The 17,505-nt window shown below is 67.5% G+C and carries 17 protein-coding genes; 11 read left to right on the top strand and 6 right to left on the bottom strand.

All coding sequences use genetic code 11. From position 1 onward, the window contains the following. Positions 1–6: 6 nt before the first annotated feature. Positions 7–432 (top strand): TonB system transport protein ExbD, encoded by a 426-nt coding sequence (exbD, locus tag AC1DIQ_RS04520; RefSeq protein ID WP_478049483.1) that lies wholly within the window; start codon positions 7–9, stop codon positions 430–432. Beyond that, positions 429–1,157 (top strand): energy transducer TonB, encoded by a 729-nt coding sequence (locus tag AC1DIQ_RS04515; protein ID WP_121039545.1) that lies wholly within the window; start codon positions 429–431, stop codon positions 1,155–1,157. The genes exbD and AC1DIQ_RS04515 overlap by 4 nt, the downstream gene beginning before the upstream one ends. Positions 1,158–1,217: 60 nt before the next feature. On the opposite strand, the gene AC1DIQ_RS04510 is transcribed toward AC1DIQ_RS04515, so the two are convergent. Further along, a complete protein-coding gene (locus AC1DIQ_RS04510) occupies positions 1,218–3,245 on the bottom strand; it encodes a sodium-translocating pyrophosphatase (RefSeq protein WP_282263453.1) in 2,028 nt (675 codons plus the stop codon). 269 nt (positions 3,246–3,514) lie between these two features. Here AC1DIQ_RS04510 and AC1DIQ_RS04505 point away from each other — a divergent pair, with 269 nt between their 5' ends. Next, on the top strand, positions 3,515–4,018 hold the full coding sequence (locus AC1DIQ_RS04505; protein ID WP_461770235.1) for a hypothetical protein: 504 nt from the start codon (positions 3,515–3,517) through the stop codon (positions 4,016–4,018). A gap of 141 nt (positions 4,019–4,159) precedes the next feature. On the opposite strand, the gene AC1DIQ_RS04500 is transcribed toward AC1DIQ_RS04505, so the two are convergent. Continuing rightward, entirely contained in the window at positions 4,160–5,416 is a 1,257-nt protein-coding gene (locus tag AC1DIQ_RS04500) for a 6-phosphofructokinase (protein WP_478049482.1), read from the bottom strand. 141 nt (positions 5,417–5,557) lie between these two features. Between AC1DIQ_RS04500 and AC1DIQ_RS04495 the strand changes: the two genes are divergently transcribed. The 3 genes from AC1DIQ_RS04495 (at position 5,558) to AC1DIQ_RS04485 (ending at position 8,412) form a co-directional block, all read left to right on the top strand. After that, a complete protein-coding gene (locus AC1DIQ_RS04495) occupies positions 5,558–6,121 on the top strand; it encodes an adenylate kinase (RefSeq protein WP_019183836.1) in 564 nt (187 codons plus the stop codon). Between the two features lie 335 nt (positions 6,122–6,456). After that, positions 6,457–7,821 (top strand): UDP-N-acetylmuramate:L-alanyl-gamma-D-glutamyl-meso-diaminopimelate ligase, encoded by a 1,365-nt coding sequence (mpl, locus tag AC1DIQ_RS04490; protein WP_478049481.1) that lies wholly within the window; start codon positions 6,457–6,459, stop codon positions 7,819–7,821. Between the two features lie 12 nt (positions 7,822–7,833). Further along, entirely contained in the window at positions 7,834–8,412 is a 579-nt protein-coding gene (locus tag AC1DIQ_RS04485) for an LON peptidase substrate-binding domain-containing protein (protein ID WP_152152575.1), read from the top strand. A gap of 54 nt (positions 8,413–8,466) precedes the next feature. Here the strand turns inward: AC1DIQ_RS04485 and AC1DIQ_RS04480 are convergent, their stop codons facing one another. Next, on the bottom strand, positions 8,467–10,470 hold the full coding sequence (locus AC1DIQ_RS04480) for a bifunctional DedA family/phosphatase PAP2 family protein (protein WP_478049480.1): 2,004 nt from the start codon (positions 10,468–10,470) through the stop codon (positions 8,467–8,469). Between the two features lie 102 nt (positions 10,471–10,572). Between AC1DIQ_RS04480 and AC1DIQ_RS04475 the strand changes: the two genes are divergently transcribed. Next, on the top strand, positions 10,573–11,235 hold the full coding sequence (locus AC1DIQ_RS04475; protein ID WP_121039524.1) for a phosphotransferase: 663 nt from the start codon (positions 10,573–10,575) through the stop codon (positions 11,233–11,235). A gap of 69 nt (positions 11,236–11,304) precedes the next feature. On the opposite strand, the gene AC1DIQ_RS04470 is transcribed toward AC1DIQ_RS04475, so the two are convergent. Next, entirely contained in the window at positions 11,305–11,976 is a 672-nt protein-coding gene (locus AC1DIQ_RS04470; RefSeq protein WP_350463539.1) for a hypothetical protein, read from the bottom strand. Positions 11,977–12,093: 117 nt separating this feature from the next. On the opposite strand from AC1DIQ_RS04470, the gene AC1DIQ_RS04465 reads away from it, so the two are divergent. Together AC1DIQ_RS04465 and AC1DIQ_RS04460 are read left to right on the top strand one after the other, a co-directional pair. Next, complete coding sequence (locus AC1DIQ_RS04465; protein WP_152152570.1) at positions 12,094–12,912, top strand: SDR family oxidoreductase; 819 nt, start codon at positions 12,094–12,096, stop codon at positions 12,910–12,912. 79 nt (positions 12,913–12,991) lie between these two features. Beyond that, positions 12,992–13,957: a YiiG family protein gene (locus AC1DIQ_RS04460; RefSeq protein ID WP_478049479.1), complete on the top strand. Its 966-nt coding sequence runs from the start codon at positions 12,992–12,994 to the stop codon at positions 13,955–13,957. A gap of 42 nt (positions 13,958–13,999) precedes the next feature. On the opposite strand, the gene AC1DIQ_RS04455 is transcribed toward AC1DIQ_RS04460, so the two are convergent. Further along, the gene (locus AC1DIQ_RS04455) at positions 14,000–14,872 is read right to left on the bottom strand and encodes an ion transporter (protein WP_121039512.1); all 873 of its coding nucleotides are present in this window, start codon (positions 14,870–14,872) and stop codon (positions 14,000–14,002) included. Between the two features lie 65 nt (positions 14,873–14,937). Here AC1DIQ_RS04455 and AC1DIQ_RS04450 point away from each other — a divergent pair, with 65 nt between their 5' ends. Then, complete coding sequence (locus AC1DIQ_RS04450) at positions 14,938–16,167, top strand: acetylornithine transaminase (RefSeq protein WP_121039509.1); 1,230 nt, start codon at positions 14,938–14,940, stop codon at positions 16,165–16,167. A 112-nt stretch (positions 16,168–16,279) separates the two neighbouring features. Here AC1DIQ_RS04450 and AC1DIQ_RS04445 read toward each other — a convergent pair whose 3' ends face one another. Further along, complete coding sequence (locus AC1DIQ_RS04445) at positions 16,280–16,891, bottom strand: HAD-IA family hydrolase (protein WP_282259115.1); 612 nt, start codon at positions 16,889–16,891, stop codon at positions 16,280–16,282. A 113-nt stretch (positions 16,892–17,004) separates the two neighbouring features. On the opposite strand from AC1DIQ_RS04445, the gene azu reads away from it, so the two are divergent. After that, positions 17,005–17,463: an azurin gene (azu, locus tag AC1DIQ_RS04440; RefSeq protein WP_152152563.1), complete on the top strand. Its 459-nt coding sequence runs from the start codon at positions 17,005–17,007 to the stop codon at positions 17,461–17,463. Positions 17,464–17,505 lie beyond the last annotated feature (42 nt).

Here is a 17,505-nt window from a genome sequence, read left to right as displayed (position 1 = left end):
CCGGTCATGGCCATCAAGACCGCCCGGCACGACGACGACGCGCTGGAAGAAAGCCACGAAATCAACGTCACCCCCTTCATCGACGTCATGCTGGTGCTGCTGATCATCTTCATGGTCGCCGCGCCGCTGGCCACGGTGGATACGCCGGTGGAGCTGCCGGCCAGCACCGCGCAGCCACAGCCGCGCGATGCCGAACCGGTGTTCCTCTCGGTGCAGGCCGATCTGTCGCTGACCATCAACGACGTGCCGGTCGGCAGTGATGGCCTGAAAGCCGCGCTGGAGCGGCTGACCGCCGGTGACCACGAACAGCGCATCTACCTGCGCGCCGATCAGACCGTGCCCTATGGCGATCTGATGCAGAGCATGAACGCGCTGCGCGCGGCCGGGTATCGCCGGATCGCGCTGGTCGGGCTGGAGCAGCGCAGCGAATGAGCCGCGACACCGCCGCGACACTGCGCTGGGCAGGCAGCCTCGCCCTCGTGCTGGCTATGCATGCCGTGCTGATCGGCGGCGCGCTGTGGTGGCAGCAGCGTGCGCCGGTGCGGGTCAGTGACACGCCGGTGGAAGCGGTGATGGTGGAGTTGGCGCCGGTACCGGAGGCGCCGTCCGCACCGCCGAAGGAGATCCCGCCCGGGCCGTTGCAACAGGAACAGCATCGGCCCGAGCCTACGCCGGTGCCCAAGGAGGATCTCCCGCCGGACGACACCCCGGACACGCAGGACGTCCTGCGTCGCGAGACACCCCGCGAAGCAGCGCCGACCGACCAGCACAACGTGGACCAGACCCTGGCACCGCCGGCGGTGTCCGCACGCCCGTCCGAGCGCTATGCCGCCACGCAGACGGTGGCTGGCCGCCAGGGCAGCGCGACCGTCACCTGGCAGGGCCTGCTGCTGGGCCATCTGGAACAGTACCGTCGTTATCCGCGCCAGGCCGAGCGTCTGCGCCAGCAGGGCGTGGCCTATGTGCGCTTCTCGGTGGACCGGCAGGGCAACGCCTCCAACATCCGGCTGGGCCAGAGCAGCGGCCATCCGCTGCTGGATGAGGAAACGTTGGCCACGGTGCGGCGCGGCAGCCCGTTGCCGCCGCCGCCAGCAGAGATCACCGGCGACCCGGTGGAGGTGATGGTGCCGGTGACGTTCTTCCTGCGGCGGCGTTGAGCCGTGTGTCACATGCGCTGCACGGGCGCGCTGGCCTGAGACCAGCGCGCCCCTCCTGCTTCAGAGCAGTGGCACCAGCAGCAATGCCACGATGTTGATGATCTTGATCAGCGGGTTGATCGCCGGGCCGGCGGTGTCCTTGTAGGGATCACCGACCGTATCGCCGGTCACCGCGGCCTTGTGCGCCTCGCTGCCCTTGCCGCCGAAGTGGCCATCCTCGATGTACTTCTTGGCGTTGTCCCACGCGCCGCCGCCGGTGGTCATCGAGATCGCCACGAACAGCCCGGTGACGATCGTGCCGATCAGCAGGCCGCCGAGCGCGCGTGGCCCGAGCAGCAGCCCGACCACCACCGGCACCGCAACGGGCAACAGCGAGGGGATGATCATTTCGCGGATCGCCGAGCGGGTCAGCAGGTCCACCGCGCGGTCGTACTGCGGCTTGCCGGTGCCGTCCATGATCCCGGGAATCTCGCGGAACTGGCGGCGCACTTCCTCCACCACCGCGCCCGCCGCGCGACCCACCGCTTCCATCGCCATCGCCCCGAACAGATAGGGAATCAGGCCGCCGATCAGCAGGCCGATGATCACCTCATGGTTGGACAGGTCGAAGGCGAAGACCTCGCCGGGATTGGCCGCCTGCAGGTTGTGCGTGTAATCGGCGAACAGCACCAGTGCGGCCAGCGCCGCCGAGCCGATCGCGTAGCCCTTGGTCACCGCCTTGGTGGTATTGCCGACGGCATCCAGCGGATCGGTGATGTCGCGGATCTCCGGCGGCAGTTCGGCCATCTCGGCGATGCCGCCGGCGTTGTCGGTGATCGGGCCGTAGGCGTCCAGCGCCACGATCATGCCCGCCATCGAGAGCATCGCGGTCGCGGCGATGGCGATGCCGTACAGGCCACCGAAGTAGTGCGCCAGCCAGATCGCCACGCACACCGCGATCACCGGCAGGGCGGTGGACTTCATCGAGACGCCGAGGCCGGCGATGATGTTGGTGCCGTGCCCGGTGGTGGAGGCCTGCGCCACGTGCTGCACCGGTTTGTACTGGGTGCCGGTGTAGTACTCGGTGATCCACACGATCAGCCCGGTCAGCACCAGCCCGATCAAGGCGCAGAAATACAGGTTCAGCGCACCGTGCGCGTTGTCCGGCATCAGCTGGGTGGTGATCGGATAGAACGCGATGGCGGCCAGGACACCGGACACGATCACGCCCTTGTACAGCGCGCCCATGATCGAGCCACCGGGCTTCACCTTGACGAACAGCGCGCCGATGATCGAGGCAATGATCGACACACCGCCCAGCACCAGCGGATACAGCACCGCATTCGCACCGGCCTCGGCGATCATCAGGTTGCCGAGCAGCATCGTGGCGATCACGGTGACGGCGTAGGTTTCAAACAGGTCGGCGGCCATGCCGGCGCAGTCGCCCACGTTGTCGCCCACGTTGTCGGCGATCACCGCCGGGTTGCGCGGGTCATCCTCGGGGATGCCGGCTTCGACCTTGCCGACCAGGTCTGCGCCGACGTCGGCGCCCTTGGTGAAGATGCCACCGCCCAGCCGCGCGAAGATCGAGATCAGCGACGAGCCGAACGCCAGCCCGACCAGGGCGTGCAGCGTCTGCGCCACATCCAGCCCGAGCCGCAGCAGCAGCGCGTAGTAGCCGGCCACGCCCAGCAGACCCAGGCCGACCACCAGCATGCCGGTGATCGCACCGCCGCGGAAGGCGACATCCATGGCCGCACTCAGGCCGTTGCGGGCGGCCTCGGCCGTGCGCACGTTGGCACGCACCGAAACGTTCATGCCGATGTAGCCGGCCGCGCCGGACAGCACGGCACCGATCGCGAAGCCGATCGCGGTGTACCAGCTGAGGAAGAGGCCGACCAGCACGAACAGCACGGCACCGACGATGGCGATGGTCAGGTATTGACGGTTGAGATAGGCGCGCGCGCCTTCCTGGATGGCGGCGGCGATTTCCTGCATGCGGGCATTGCCAGCCGGTTGCCGGAGGATCCAGCGTGCCGACACGATGCCGTAGAGAATCGCGAGAATGGCGCACAACAGCGCCAGAGAAAGCCCGTAACGTTCCAGCATGTCCCCTCCCGGGTGATGGAATGACATCCAGTGAACGGATGAACGTCTCCACGCGGGGGCACAACAGGCTGCAACCATGAACCAACCCGTTCAGACCGTGCCGGTCTTCAAGCGTGTGGCGGTGTTCAGCAATCCCTGGTGGCCCGAGTATGCGGGCAAATCCCCGATGCATGCCAGCAAGGATTTCAAACCGCGTGCGCGCCGCCTTTGCCACGCCGTTCAGCCATCCACTGGCAGCCTCGGCCCATCCCCGCCGTTGGAGTCCTGCCATGTCCCCCCGTCATCTGTTGTGGCTGGCCCTGTTGCCCGCCGTGTCCGCCTTCGCCGCGGAAACCCCCGAACTGCAGCGCGCCGCCGGCACACCGCAGGCGGTAGGCGCGGCCCACACGCTGCGCCAGATTCCCGAAGCCTGCGCACGGCTGGAAGGCGTGTTCACCGGCGAGGCGGCACAGCCGTACAAATTCGCCGTGGTCCGCACCAGCGAGCAGTGCCAGCCGCGTGCCCGCTTTGTCGAGTACGAGAAGGCGCAGCCCAGCGAAGCCAAGGGCTGGAAGCTCAATGATGTGATCCGCGTGCCGAATGCCGCCTGCCCGGCGCAGCAGGCGGTGGTGCGCGTGTGGCGCATGCCGGTCACCACCAAGCCGGAACTCGATGGGCAGGGCCAGTCGCGCATCTACCTGGAAGACGCGAAGAAGCAGGCGGCCGCCGGCAAGATCGCGCAGGTGCCGATGTTTGCCGCGCAGATGAAGGTCGAGGGCAAGGCCTGCAACTGACGCCCCGCAACCGCGGGTAGTGCCGGCCGCTGGCCGGCTCCACGCGGACCGTCAGAGGCGCGATGAAACCGGCCGCTGGCCGGCGCCCAGGACGCTGCCGGACACCGCGATGCCGGTCAGCGGCCGGCACTACCGGGTCGATTACGCTTCGAAGGCAGGCAGTTTCTTCTTCACCGCCACGTTCTTCAGCGTCACGTACTTCGGCAGCCCATCGGGCCCGTAAGGCAACGGGGCTTCCCCCTTGATCAGCGGGGCGAGATAGGCGCGGGCCTTGGCGGTGATGCCGAAGCCATCGCGGCGGATGAAGCCGGCCGGCATCTTCTTCTCGTGGTTGGCCACCTTGTGCAGCGGGGCTGCCTCGATCTTCCAGCGGTAGGGCGTGTCACTGGTGCGCACGATCACCGGCATCACCGCGTTCTGGCCCCTCAGCGCGAACTGCACCGCTGCCTTGCCCACTGCCTGTGCCTGCTCCCAATCGGTCTTGGAGGCCAGGTGGCGCGCCGAGCGCTGCAGGTAGTCGGGCAGGGTCCAGTGAACCTTGTAGCCCAGCCCATCCTTGACCCGCGCGGCCAGCTGCGAGGCCACGCCACCGAGCTGGGTATGCCCGAACGAATCGGTGCCACCGCCGGCATCGGCGACGAAGCGGCCATCGGCGGTCTGGATGCCTTCGGAGGCGACCACCACGCAGTAGCCCACCCGCTCGACGACCTGTTTCACTTTGGCCAGGAACGCGGCCTCGTCATACGCGCGCTCGGGCAGCAGGATGATGTGCGGGGCGTCGTCGGCGCCCTGGCCAGCCAGGCCCGCAGCCGCCGCGAGCCAGCCGGCGTGGCGGCCCATCGCCTCGTAGACGAATACCTTGGTCGAGGTTTCGGCCATCGCGGCCACATCCAGCGCTGCTTCGCGCACGGAGACGGCGGTGTACTTGGCGGCCGAGCCGAAGCCCGGGCAGGTATCGGTCACCGCCAGATCGTTGTCGATGGTCTTGGGCACGCCGATGCAGGTCAGGTCGTAGTCGAAGGCCTTGGCCAGCTGGGAGACCTTCCAGGCGGTATCAGCCGAATCGTTGCCGCCGTTGTAGAGGAACCAGCGCACGTCATGGGCACGCAGCACCTCGAGCAGGCGCGCGTATTTGCCGCGGTCGGCTTCCAGCGATTTGAGCTTGTAGCGGCACGAGCCGAACGCGCCGCCGGGGGTATGGGCCAGGGCGGCGATGGCGGCGGCGGTCTCCTTCGAGGTGTCGATCAGGTCCTCGCGGAGTGCGCCGAGAATACCGTTGCGCGCGGCCAAGACCTTGATTCCTTTGGCCCTTGCCGTGCTGATGACCGCCGAGGCGGTGGCATTGATGACGGCGGTGACGCCGCCTGACTGGGCGTAGAGCAGGGTACCGTTGGGCATGGTGCGACCTTGGTCTGGGGGAAGGACATTGCAGAGACATTACCGGTATGGGGTAAAGTGCGCGTATTGCGGTGCAGCGTGATTGTGGGCAATCCCGGGGCGCGCGCCCTTCCATTTTCTTACCACGTTGGAGTCAGGTTGATGCGATTGGTTCTGTTGGGACCGCCCGGTTCGGGCAAGGGGACGCAGGCGACGCGCCTGAAGGAACATCTCTCGATTGCGCACATTTCCACCGGTGATCTGCTGCGCGCTGAAGTCGCCGCCGGCACCGAGCTGGGCAAGCAGGCCAAAGCCGTGATGGACGCTGGCAACCTGGTGTCCGATGACATCCTGCTGGGCATGCTCGAGTCGCGCCTGGGCCAGGACGATGTGGCCAAGGGCTTCATCCTCGACGGTTACCCGCGCAACGTGGCCCAGGCCAACGCGCTGGACAGCCTGCTGGCCAAGATCGGCCAGCCGCTGGATGCCGTGGTGCAGCTGGACGTGCCGACCGAACTGCTGGTCGAGCGCATCGCCGGCCGCGCCGCCGAACAGGGCCGCGCCGATGACAATCCAGAATCGGTGCGCCAGCGCCTGCAGGTCTACAACGACCAGACCGCGCCGGTGGTGGATTTCTATGCCGGCCGCGGCACGCTTGCACGCGTCGATGGCGTGGGCGAACTGAACGACGTGGAAGCGCGCATCCGCGCTGCGATCCAGGCTTGATGCGGGTCGGTGCCGCTACGGCGGCACCGCGCCGGCCGCACGTTTGCAGGCGCCGGAAACACACACGCCCGGCCCCCCGGAGGGACCAGGCGTGTGGTTTGAAGGTGCCAGCGAGCGGGCTTGCTCAGAGCCCCGCAGCATGAGCCCCCCTGGGGATGGCCTCTTGGGGAGTAGGACCAATGGGGTACTGCGGCTGGCCAATAGAATTGTGTCCGTCTTCACAGTACGGCGCTATCGGGAATTCCCCGACACCCCGCTTGGCTTTTCTTATAGTCGACTAGGAGTTGTCTGACGGCGATCTCCATCGACGGTGGTGATCGGCGACAATCGCACGCATGAGCACGATCCACATTCTTGGCATTGCAGGCACTTTCATGGGCGGCGTGGCCGCGCTGGCACGCGAGAAGGGCCATACGGTCCGCGGCAGCGACCAGGCGATCTACCCGCCGATGTCCACCCAGCTCGAACGGCTGGGCATCGCACTGGATCCGGGCTACCGCGCCGACAGCGTGGCGCCGGACTGCGACGCGGTGGTGATCGGCAATGCACTCTCGCGCGGCAATCCCGCGGTGGAAGCGGTGCTGGATGCAGGCCAACGCTACATCTCCGGCGCCCAGTGGCTGTCCGAGCAGGTGCTGCCGGGCCGTGACACGCTGGCCGTCGCCGGCACCCACGGCAAGACCACCACCACCACCATCCTGACCTGGCTGCTGCACAGCGCCGGGCGTGAACCTGGCTTCCTGATCGGCGGCGTGGCTGAAGATTTCGGCGTCTCCGCGCGCGTCGGCAGCGGGCGCGAGTTCGTGGTCGAGGCCGATGAGTACGACACCGCGTTCTTCGACAAGCGCAGCAAGTTCGTGCACTACCGGCCGCTGGTGGCGATCCTCAACAACCTCGAATACGACCACGCCGATATCTTCCCGGACGTGGCCGCGATCCAGCGCCAGTTCCACCACCTGATCCGCACCGTACCCGCGCGTGGGCGCCTGATCGTCAACGGTGAAGATGCGTATCTCGCTGAAGTGCTGGCGATGGGCTGCTGGACCCCGGTGGAGCGCTTCGGTTTCGATCCTTCGCTGGAATGGCATGCCGAGCTGGTGGAGGCAGACGGCAGTGTGTTCGTCGTGCACCATCGCGGCGAGCGGGTCGGTGAAGTGCGCTGGTCGCTGCTCGGCCGCCACAATGTCCTCAACGGGCTGGCCGCGCTGGCTGCCGCGCATGCAGTCGGCGTCGAGCTGGCCAGGGTGATCCCGGCGCTGGCCGCGTTCCGCAGCGTCAAGCGCCGGCTGGAAGTGATCGGCCAGGCGCGCGGCATCACCCTCTACGACGATTTCGCCCATCACCCCACCGCGATCCGCACCACCCTCGATGGCCTGCGTGCCAAGGTGGGCGATGCCCGCATCGTGGTGGCCATGGAGCCGCGCAGCAATTCGATGCGGCTGGGGGCACACGCACAGGCGCTGGCGCCTTCGCTGGACGGTGCCGACGCGGTGGTGTTCCTGCATCGCCCGGAACTGGCCTGGGATGCGGCCAGCGTGATTGCCGCCGTGCGGGGGGAGGCCCATGCCGTGCCCGATACGGATGCTCTGCTGGCTCAACTGGGCGCGATCGCGGCGCCGGGCGACCATGTGGTGTTCATGTCCAACGGCGGTTTCGACGGGGCCCCGCGTCGTTTCCTCGCGCAGATGCAGCAGCCCTGAGGGACGCGGGCCATGACCGACACCGCTTCACTGCCCCTGTTCCCGCTGCACACCGTGCTGCTGCCCGGCGCGGTGCTCGGCCTGCGGGTGTTCGAGCGCCGCTACCTGGACATGCTGCGCGAATGCAGCCGTGCCGGGACGGCCTTCGGGGTGTGCCTGATCCTGGACGGTGAGGAGGTCGGTGCGCCGGCGTTGCCGGCGGCCTACGGTGTCGAAGCGCGGATCGAAGATTTCGACGTCGGCGCCGATGGCGTGCTGGTGCTGCGCCTGCGTGGCCAGCGCCGCTTCCATGTGGAGCACACCCGCGTGCGCGACAACGGGCTGATCATCGCCGAGGTGACCTGGTGCGCCGCCGACAGCGACGACGAGCTGCAGCCCGAGCACGCACTGATGGCCACCGTGCTGGAGCACATCATCGAGCAGGCCGGCGCGGCCTTCGCACCGGTCAGCCCGGCGCAGATGGAGCAGGCCAGCTGGGTCGGCTGGCGCCTGGCCGAACTGCTGCCGCTGCAGGACGCGCAACGCCTGCAACTGCTGCAACACGATGACCCGCACCAGCGCCTGCAGGCGCTGCTGGACTGGATGCCGTAACGCGCGGCCCCGCCCCGCGTTACGCCCCTCGGCCGGGTAGCCCCCGGCGCTGCATCACTGGGCCGGCGGCATGCGCACGCGCAGCACCGGCATCTCGGTGTCCGGATGGGTATCGACCTGCTGCGGCAGGCCGTCCAGTGCCTGGCGGACCGCATTGAGCGACGGGTCGATACCCCGCATCGGCCGCCACATCCCGATCAGCTTGAAGTGCTGCTGGTAGTGCAGGGTCTGTGCACTGCCCAGCCACAGCGGTTCGTTGTCCGGCGCTGCCAGGCGTGCCGGTGCGGGCCACAGGCGCAGGGCGAAGATCTCATTGGGTGCATTGCCCGCCCGCAGCATCAGCAGCGATTCGACCTGCGTATCCAGCGTGGCCGGCAGCACCGGTACCTTGTCCTTGTCCGAGGATTTGTCGAGCATCAACAACGCCTGCTCCCAGCCGGCCTGCGGCTGCACGCGCCAGCCCTGGCTTTCCAGCCGGCGCTGCAGCGGCGCCAGTGGACCGGCCACCTGCACATCCAGCGGCCAGCGCTGATCGTCATCGAACTCATTGCGACGCGAGGGCAGGTGCTGCCACTCGGTCGTCCACCAGGCCTGGGCATCCAGCGGCGCCGGGGTCGGCTGGGCCGGCTCGAAGCGCGCCAGTTTCACCGGGATGTTGCGTGGGGCGTACCAGAGCGCGGCGATGGCGAACGTGCCGTAGAACAGCCATGCCACCGGCTTGACCCAGAACGAGCGGTTGAACCGGCGGCGGTAGGCGATGCCCAGCACCAGCAGCCAGAACAGGCCGAACAGCATGCCGCCGATTACATCGCTCAGCCAATGCGCGCCGAGGTAGATGCGGGCGAAGCCGATCAGGCTGACGATGATGCCCGACAACAGGTAAGGCCACACACGCGTGCGCCCGGGCAGTTCGCGGGCGATCAGCACGGCGAAGAAGCCGAAGGTGATCGTGGCCATCGTCACCGAGACCGACGGGAAGCCGAAGCCACTGCTGGCATCCGGCGGGCGGACCACGTCCACCGTCGCACCGAGCAACTTGCACAGCGCCAGCCCGAAGGCGAGGGCGGCCAGCCAGTGCGCGGCCGCCATCCAGCGCCGGCGCCAGACCAGGTAGCCCATGCCTGCCGCCGTGGCCGGCAGCAGGACCTGCCAGGCCCCCAGCGACGCCAGTGCGGCCATCGGGTAATCGGCCAGTGGGTTGCGCAATGCCAGCATCGCGTGGTGCACGGCCAGATCGACCATCAACGGCTCGCCGTGGGCGACCACCGCCATCAACAGCGCGAACCAGCCCCAGCCGAGCAGCAGCAACATCAGCGCCAGCATCGCCAGTGGCACCGACTCACGGCGCTGCGGGTCGAACACGGCGACAGAGTAACGGCCCAGGGTCGGGTGACGCTGCGACCAGGCCAGCAGACTGGCCAGCCAGCTGTCCATGCGCGAGGCCGACCAGCGGTAGCCATACAGCACGATCGCCCACACCAGGCCCATGATCACGCCGAGCAGGGCCAGCACCATCACCAGCCGGCCGGCGACCGCGGCGACCGCGTCATACGCCTCGCCGAGCACCCAGCCGGGTGCCAGGAACAGAACGGCCCAGGACAGGCTGGCGATGCCGCTGGCCTGTATGTAGCGCGACAGCGGCATCTTCATCATGCCGGCGATGGCCGGCACGAACGGGCGGATCGCGCCAACATAGCGCGCCACCAGGATGCTCTTGAAGGCATTGCGGCGGAACATCGTCTCGCCACGATCGAGCAGCTGCGGGTATTTGCTGAAGGGCCAGAAGCCCCGCAGCCGATCGCCCCAGCGCCGGCCTACCCAGTAGCTGAGGCCGTCACCGGCGAATGCGCCCAACGCCGCGCAGGCCACGGCATACGGCCCGGAGATCTCGCCCAGGCCGATGAACACACCGACCGCGAACAACAGCGGCAACGCGGGCACGATCGCGCCCAGCACGATGACCGCATCGCAGAAGGCAATGAGGAAAATGACCGCGCCGGCAAGCACGGGGTGAGTTGAGATCCACGCAAGCGTGGCATCGATCCATGACGAGTCCATCGGGGGATTATAGGGGGGGCAAAGTGACTGACTGCCCGCCAGACGCCGGCAATGTGCAGCTTCTGCAGTGAATGAACGCGATCACCCGCCTAGAATGGCGGCATGACACGCCCTGCCGATCCCGCGCCGACCGCCCTCAAAGCTGACAGTTTTGGCCGAATCCTGCTGATGGAGGAGGATGGCCAGCGCTTCGTGCGCCGTGACCTGGAGGCCACGCCCTGGTGGTTGCGGGTACCTGCTTGGTGGCTGGCCCGGCGCGAGGCGCGCGCGCTGGCGCATCTGGATGGGATGCCGGCCACGCCGCGGTTGCTGGCCTGGAACGGGCGCTGGCTGGATCGCAGCTTCATGGCCGGTGATGCCATGTACCAGCGTCCGCCGCATGGCGATCTGGCCTACTTCCGCGCGGCGCGACGGCTGCTGCAGCAGGTGCATCGCCACGGCATCGCGCACAACGACCTGGCCAAGGAGGCCAATTGGCTGGTGCGCGAAGACGGCTCGCCGGCGTTGATCGATTTCCAGCTGGCGGTGATCGGCAACCCGCGCTCGCGCTGGATGCGCCTGCTGGCCCGCGAGGACCTGCGGCATCTGCTCAAGCACAAGCGCATGTACTGCCGGCAGTCGCTGACCCCGGTGGAAAAGCGGCTGCTCAAACGCACCTCATGGGTGCGCGATCTCTGGTTCCGTACCGGCAAGCCGGTCTATCGCTTTGTCACGCGGAAAATCCTGCACTGGGAAGACAACGAAGGGCAGGGGCCCAAGCCGTGAGCGCAGGCAGCGCGCACTCGCCGCAATGACCGGGCCAGCGCCGGGCCGAGGCTGACCACGCGCGGGTGATCAGCGCAGATCGAGGATCTGTTTGCCGGCGAAGCGGCGTTGCGCATCGAAATCGTAGGCGACCCGCAGCACCCCATCCTCGGCACACGCATGGCAGGTGCGCAGCGGCGTGCTGTAGATCAGGCGCACGCCGCCGTTGGGCAGGGCTTCGCTGCCGCTGGCTTCGGCCGGGGCAAACGGCGAGGCATCCGGGTGTGCATCCAGGAACGGTTTGACGGTGGCATCGGCGCGCGACATTTCCGGCAGTACGTCCGCATCCACATCCACCGTGTGCCCGGCGCTGTCGACCAGCAGCGTGCCTTCATTGGTGTTGGCACGGAACGGGTATTCGATGGTGGCGATGCCCACGCCGTCCTGGTCCCGCCATGCGCTCACGTAGCCGGGATTGCCCTGCGCACCCAGTTGATGGGCGGCGGCGATCGCCTGCGGGCTGGCCTTGGCCGCCTGCATCGCCTTGGACAGACAATCATCGGCGACCGGTGCCTGGCCACGACAGGCGTCGACCTCGCCGTCCCAGATCGCCGCTTCGCCGAAGGGGGAGGTGCCACCGGCGGTGCCCGGGACGGTAGCCGCGTCCTGCGTCGCCGAGGCGGCAGGATCGCCAGCAGGTTGGCAGGCGCCAAGCGCCAGCACCAGGGCCAACGCGGTCAGGGGAAGGCGGATCGCCGTCATGTCGCTCATTCCATGCAAAACGTGAACGCCCAGTATCGACGCGGCGCATGAATCCGGCGTGTGCGCCGGGGCGGCATAATGCGGATTCACTGCACTCGCATCCAAGGAATTCCGCGCATGGCCAGTCTGCAAGGCAAGACCCTGTTCATCACCGGCGCCTCGCGCGGTATCGGCCTGGCCATTGCGCTGCGTGCAGCACGCGACGGCGCCAACATCGCGATCGCGGCCAAGTCCTCGGTGCCCAATCCGAAGCTGCCCGGCACCATCCACAGTGCTGCCGAGGCAGTGACCGCCGCAGGCGGGCAGGGGCTGGCACTGAAGTGCGACATCCGCGAAGAAGACCAGGTGCGCGCGGCCGTCGCCGCTACCGTGGATACCTTCGGTGGCATCGACATCCTGATCAACAACGCCAGCGCTATCTGGCTGCGTGGCACGCTGGACACGCCGATGAAACGCTTCGACCTGATGCAGCAGGTCAATTCGCGCGGCAGCTTCCTGTGCGCGCAGGCCTGCCTGCCGCACCTGCTGCAGGCGCCCAACCCGCACATTCTCACGCTGGCACCACCGCCGAGCCTGGACCCGAAATGGTGGGCCCCGCACACCGGTTACACGCTGGCCAAGATGGGCATGAGCTTCGTCACCCTCGGCCTGGCGGCCGAGTTCGGCCCGCAGGGCGTGGCGGTCAATGCGTTGTGGCCGCGCACGGTGATCGCCACCGATGCGATCAACATGATTCCCGGCGTGGACATCGGGGGCTGCCGCACGCCGGCGATTCTGGCCGATGCCGCGCACGCGGTGCTGTGCCGTGAGGCGGCCGGTTTCAGCGGACAGTTCCTGCTCGATGACGAGGTGTTGGCGCAGGCCGGCATCACCGATCTGAGCGGCTACGCCGTTGATCCATCGCGCCCGCTGATGCCGGATCTGTTCCTGGAGTGACGCGCGCCCGGCGTGCGATGACAGCGGCTGCACACACCGGGCTGTTAAGGTGCGGGCCCCAATTTGTATGGACACTCGCATGTCATTCCGCACACGGACCGCGCCGCTTGCCGCCGCCATTGCCCTGATCAGCCTGCTCGGCGCCTGCGGCAAGGGGCCGGGCAGCGTCGCCGATACCCAGGGCGTGGAGAAGGTGAACGCCTACATCGCCTGCTTCAATGCCGTTGAACAGCCGATCCACGAAGGCTTCCAGCAGTACATCGGCTGGATGCAGGACCCGGAGGCCGGCCCGACCGGCAACGAGAAAAAGGTGCGTGGGCCGGGTACGGTGCTGTCGCATCGCGTGGACGCGTGCAACGCCCCGATGGTGGCCGCGCTGGCGATGACGCCGGCCGAGCCGGCACTGGATCCGGCAGCCAGCAATTACCAGAAGACCTTCGTCGACCTGTACGCCTTGATCGAGCAGGCCGACCGTTACTACAGCCGCGAGGACTACCTGCGCGATGACCATGCCGGGATGCGCACCCAGCATGCGCCGTTGATGAAGGCCTACATGGCCTTCTTCGATGCAGGCACCGCGCTGGATGCCGCACTGGAAAAGCGCGAAGACGAACGCCGTGCCGAACAGCTCAAGGAGATTGAAGCCTCTGAAGGCCGTTCGATGGCGTACTACCAGATCAAGATCCTCGGTGATGGCAAGCAGCTGACCCAACTGCTCAACACCGAGGCGCCGGACCTGGCCGTGGCCCGCACCCAGCTCACCGCGTTCCAGGCGCTGCTGCAGCAGGCGCAGGATGACAAGGTCGGCAAGGGCGATGCGATGTGGGGGCACGTGGAGCGTGCGGCCGATACGCTGGCCCGTGATGCCGGTCGCCGTATCGAGCGCGTCGAGTCAAAGAAGCCGTACACCCGCAGCGAGCAGATGCTGATCCAGAGCGGCGGCCGGATCAACAACCCGCAGGGCTCGGCCGAAGCGTTGCTGGTCAGCTACAACGACCTGGTCGACATGAGCAACCGCCTGGCGCAGTCCAGCGGCGCACGCTGAGCGGGCGCGCGGCGGGCTGCCAGGCGGCCCGCCCCGCGGTGATCACACGTTGAAGACCGGGGGCAGCTTGTCGCCGCAGTGGCGGCAGTGCAGGGCATCCGGTTCGTGCCCTTCCAGCCCGCAGTGCGGGCAGCCGCGCGCATCCCGGCGCGCGGCATGCTCGGCATCACGCATGGTGTTGGCCAGTTCGGCGGTGTAGATCCCGGTCGGCACCGCGATGATGCTGTAGCCGATCAGGATCAGTACCGAGGTGACGAAGCGGCCCAGCACGGTCTGCGGCACGATGTCGCCGAAGCCCACCGTGGCCATGGTCACCACCGCCCAGTACATGCTGCTGGGGATGCTGGTGAAGCCGTGGTTGGGGCCTTCGATCACATACATCATGGTGCCGGCGATGATGGTGATGGTGATGACCGTGAACAGGAACAACAGCACTTTGCGGCGGCTGCGCCACAGCGACTCCATCAGCACGCCGCTTTCTTCGATGTAGCGGGTCAGCTTGAGGATCCGGAATACCCGCAGGATGCGCAGCGCGCGCACCACCAGCAGGCTCTGCGCGCCGGGGATGAACAGCGACAGGTAGGTCGGCAGGATCGAGGCCAGATCGATGATGCCCCAGATGCTGAATGCGTAGCGCAGCGGGCGTTTGACCACCACCAGCCGCAGCAGGTATTCGCCGGTGAACAGGATCGTGAACCCCCATTCGAGCACGTACAGCCAGTCGGCATAGGCCGCATGGAAGCGCTGCACGCTGTCGAACATGACCACCACCACGCTGGCGATGATCGCGTAGACCAGCAGCAGGTCGAAATTGCGCGAGGGCCGGGTGTCGTGGCGGTAGATGATGTCGAACCACTGGCGGCGCCAGCCGGAGTCGGTGGCGGGGTTGAGCTGGGGGGCAGTGAACGGTCGCATGGGGCGCATTGTGCCCCACCGGCCCAAAGCGCGAGAATGGGATCTTTCCTGAGCCGTTGACCGCCATGACTGCCGCTGCCACCGATCCGCTGTTGTCCCTGTCGCATTACTACCTGCCGGTCTACAAACCGCGCCAGGTGGTGCTCGAACGTGGCCAGGGCGCGCGCGTCTGGGACAACCAGGGCCGCGAATTCATCGATCTGGCCGCCGGCATCGCGGTGTGTGGCCTGGGCCACAACGATCCGGACCTCACCGCCGCGCTGATCGAGCAGGCCGGCAAGCTCTGGCACACCAGCAACGTGTTCTACAGCGAGCCGCCGCTGCGCCTGGCCGAAGAACTGGTCACCGCCTCGCGCTTCGCCGAGCGCGTGTTCCTGTGCAACTCCGGCGCGGAAGCCAATGAAGTGGCGATCAAGCTGGTCCGCAAGTGGGCCTCTTCGCTGGGCCGCCCGGCGCACCAGCGGGTGATCGTGACCTTCCGCGGCAGCTTCCACGGCCGCACGCTGGCGGCGGTGACCGCCACTGCCCAGCCGAAGTACCAGGAAGGCTACGAGCCGCTGCCCGGTGGCTTCCGCTATGTCGATTTCAACGATGAGGTGCAGCTGGAGACCGCGATGGCCGCCGGCGATGTGGCCGCGGTGATGCTGGAGCCGATCCAGGGCGAGGGCGGCGTGATGCCGGCCAAGCCGGGCTTCCTGCAGCGCGTGCGGGAGCTGTGCGACCAGCACAATGCGCTGGTGGTGCTGGATGAGATCCAGGCCGGCATGGGCCGCACCGGTACCCTGTTCGCGCACTGGCAGGACAACATCAAACCAGACATCGTCACCCTGGCCAAGGCACTGGGCGGCGGCTTCCCGATCGGCGCGATGCTGGCCGGCCCGAAGGTGGCCGAGGTGATGCAGTTCGGCGCGCACGGCACCACCTTTGGTGGCAATCCGCTGGCCGCGGCCGTCGCCCGGGTGGCGCTGCGCAAGCTGTCCTCACCGGAGATCGCGCACAACGTGAGCCGTCAGTCGCAGGCGCTGCGCGATGGTTTGGGCAAGATCAACGACGAGTTCAAGGTGTTCAGCCAGGTCCGCGGTCGCGGCCTGATGCTGGGTGCGGTGCTGGACAAGGATTTCGCCGGCCAGGCCGGTCCCCTCCTGGATCACGCCGCCGAACACGGCCTGCTGACCCTGCAGGCCGGGCCGGATGTGCTGCGCTTCGTGCCGTCGCTGAACATCACCGATGAAGAAATCGCCGAAGGCCTGAAGCGTCTGCGCGCGGCCGTGCAGTCGTTCATCGCGTCGCGCTAGCCAACGGCGGTAGAGCCGACCGTTGGTCGGCTGCTTTTGCTGGCGATGGTAGAGCCGACCGCTGGTCGGCTGCTGGTGTTCTGGGGCGAACGCAGCCGACCAACGGTCGGCGCTAGGTCAGGGCGTATCGCTTCATGATCTTGCCGAACGCGCGGCTGTCCGTTGCGGTCTCGGCCTGCAGGCCGGCCAGCCGTGCCCCGCGCACGTTGACGAACAGGTCATCGATGAACAGCGTGCGCTCGGCACGTGCGCCGAGCAGCGTCACCGCCTTGGCGAATATCGCCGGATCCGGCTTGCGCCCGCCCAGCGCACCGCTGCACAGGATGCGGCCGTGCAGCGCATCGGCCAGGGTCGGAAGGAGCTGTGGAATCGTCTGCGCCATCAGCGCGCCGTTGTTGGTCAGGATCCCGATCGGCAGTGCCTGCGCGATCCGTGCCACGCGTTCGATGACGCCAGTCTCCGGGATGCATGCCACGAGGCGCGCGGCCTGCCACTGCGCGATGCTGATCGTGGCCTGCAGCGCATCGCCCAGTTGCTGCAGGTAGGCGTCGGTCGCCATGCCGCTGTCGTAGGCGCGTTCCAGCCCACTGTCGAACAGTGCCGTCTGCACCTGCGCCGCGCTGCAGCCGATGCTGGCGGCCAGATGGCGCACACGCAGGTGCCGCGCATAGCGCACCAGCACGCCATCGAAATCCAGCAGCAGGCACTCGATCACACGCGGCATGGGGAAGTCTCGTCCAGGTCCAGGGCTGACCGTAACCCAGCCGGGGCCTGCGCTGCGACATCGCGTCGCACGTCGCCTGCACGGGCGGTCACTAGAATCGCGGGGACTGCCTGATGGAGATCGCCTTGAAACTGCTTGCCCCCGTGTTGCTTGCCGGCCTGATGCTGGCCCCGGCCGCCCATGCGCGTGTCTGCGCGATCGCCATCGACAGTACCGACCAGATGAGCTTCAGCCAGAAGGAACTCAAGGTTGCCGCGGACTGCACCCAGGTGAAGCTGACCCTGCGCCACACCGGCAAGCTCGCGGCGACCGCGATGGGCCACAACTGGGTACTGACCCGCGCCGCGGATTACCAGCCGGTGGCGATGGCTGGCATGCGCACCACGTTGGCCGACAGCTACCTGCCCAAGGGCGATGCGCGCGTGCTGGCGCATACCCCGGTGATCGGCGGTGGACAAAGCACCAGCGTCACCTTCTCCACCGCCAAGCTGACCAAGGGCGGCGACTACACCTTCTTCTGCTCGTTCCCGGGCCACTTCGCCATGATGAAAGGCCGTTTCGTGTTCGGTTGAAGCAATCAATATTTAACGGGGACGGGGGTAATTATTAACTAC

The organism is Stenotrophomonas sp. 05L413 (assembly GCF_056397945.1).
This window is presented reverse-complemented; position numbering and strand designations above follow the sequence as displayed.

Bases quoted from the DNA above. Each gene is read 5' to 3' on its own strand.
- AC1DIQ_RS04470 (WP_350463539.1), bottom strand. From the start codon at position 11,976: ATGACGGCGATCCGCCTTCCCCTGACCGCGTTGGCCCTGGTGCTGGCG.
- AC1DIQ_RS04485 (WP_152152575.1), top strand. From the start codon at position 7,834: ATGACCGACACCGCTTCACTGCCCCTGTTCCCGCTGCACACCGTGCTG.
- AC1DIQ_RS04500 (WP_478049482.1), bottom strand. From the start codon at position 5,416: ATGCCCAACGGTACCCTGCTCTACGCCCAGTCAGGCGGCGTCACCGCC.
- AC1DIQ_RS04465 (WP_152152570.1), top strand. From the start codon at position 12,094: ATGGCCAGTCTGCAAGGCAAGACCCTGTTCATCACCGGCGCCTCGCGC.
- exbD (WP_478049483.1), top strand. From the start codon at position 7: ATGGCCATCAAGACCGCCCGGCACGACGACGACGCGCTGGAAGAAAGC.
- AC1DIQ_RS04475 (WP_121039524.1), top strand. From the start codon at position 10,573: ATGACACGCCCTGCCGATCCCGCGCCGACCGCCCTCAAAGCTGACAGT.
- azu (WP_152152563.1), top strand. From the start codon at position 17,005: ATGGAGATCGCCTTGAAACTGCTTGCCCCCGTGTTGCTTGCCGGCCTG.
- mpl (WP_478049481.1), top strand. From the start codon at position 6,457: ATGAGCACGATCCACATTCTTGGCATTGCAGGCACTTTCATGGGCGGC.
- AC1DIQ_RS04450 (WP_121039509.1), top strand. From the start codon at position 14,938: ATGACTGCCGCTGCCACCGATCCGCTGTTGTCCCTGTCGCATTACTAC.
- AC1DIQ_RS04480 (WP_478049480.1), bottom strand. From the start codon at position 10,470: ATGGACTCGTCATGGATCGATGCCACGCTTGCGTGGATCTCAACTCAC.
- AC1DIQ_RS04495 (WP_019183836.1), top strand. From the start codon at position 5,558: ATGCGATTGGTTCTGTTGGGACCGCCCGGTTCGGGCAAGGGGACGCAG.
- AC1DIQ_RS04515 (WP_121039545.1), top strand. From the start codon at position 429: ATGAGCCGCGACACCGCCGCGACACTGCGCTGGGCAGGCAGCCTCGCC.
- AC1DIQ_RS04505 (WP_461770235.1), top strand. From the start codon at position 3,515: ATGTCCCCCCGTCATCTGTTGTGGCTGGCCCTGTTGCCCGCCGTGTCC.
- AC1DIQ_RS04445 (WP_282259115.1), bottom strand. From the start codon at position 16,891: ATGCCGCGTGTGATCGAGTGCCTGCTGCTGGATTTCGATGGCGTGCTG.
- AC1DIQ_RS04460 (WP_478049479.1), top strand. From the start codon at position 12,992: ATGTCATTCCGCACACGGACCGCGCCGCTTGCCGCCGCCATTGCCCTG.
- AC1DIQ_RS04510 (WP_282263453.1), bottom strand. From the start codon at position 3,245: ATGCTGGAACGTTACGGGCTTTCTCTGGCGCTGTTGTGCGCCATTCTC.
- AC1DIQ_RS04455 (WP_121039512.1), bottom strand. From the start codon at position 14,872: ATGCGACCGTTCACTGCCCCCCAGCTCAACCCCGCCACCGACTCCGGC.